The organism is Pseudomonas sp. EL_65y_Pfl2_R96 (genome assembly GCF_963970905.1).
Classification (GTDB): Bacteria; Pseudomonadota; Gammaproteobacteria; order Pseudomonadales; family Pseudomonadaceae; genus Aquipseudomonas.
The window spans coordinates 1-549 of sequence record NZ_CAXAQH010000193.1 but is presented as its reverse complement, the minus strand read 5'-3'; the positions used below and the strand labels follow the sequence as shown (position 1 = coordinate 549).

1 protein-coding gene and 1 pseudogene are annotated in these 549 nt (G+C 61.9%); both read right to left on the bottom strand.

From position 1 onward, the window contains the following. On the bottom strand, nt 1-254 hold a 254-nt coding region (locus AACY49_RS30170; protein ID WP_339527900.1), incomplete at its 3' end, for an MlaD family protein. Next, nucleotides 254-549: pseudogene (locus tag AACY49_RS30165) on the bottom strand (ABC transporter ATP-binding protein); the annotation flags it as partial. The pseudogene AACY49_RS30165 and the gene AACY49_RS30170, both read right to left, overlap by 1 nt.

The window sequence follows — 549 nt, the reverse complement described above, 5'->3', positions numbered from 1 at the left end:
ACGCTGATCCGCACGCGCACCAACTGCGGATCGGGCTTCCACAGCTTGATTTCCTTGACCTGGCCCGACGGCACGCCCGAAAAGGCGACCGCCGACCCCACGGCCAGGCCATCGACCGATTGCTTGAAGAAGATATCATATTCCTTGTCGGTGGCGGTGCCCCAGCGTGCGATCCACACCAGGAACAACAACATCACCGCGATCAGGATCAGCACGACGGTGCCGACCAGAACATGGTTCGAGCGGGTTTCCATCAGCTACTGCCTTTCGCTTGCGCGCGTTCTTCATTGTTGTGGACTGTGGCGATCGCGGCGCGCCCGCGCGGCCCCTTGAAATATTCCTGGATCCAAGGGTGGTCGAGCGCCAGCAGTTCGTCGATCGTGCCCACCGCAATCACCTTCTTGTCGGCCAGCACGGCGACGCGGTCGCAAATCGCGTAGAGCGTATCGAGATCGTGCGTGATGAGGAACACCGTCAGCCCCAGCGTCTTTTGCAGCGAGGCGGTGAGTTCGTCGAACGCAGCCGCACCGATCGGATCGAGCCCTGCGG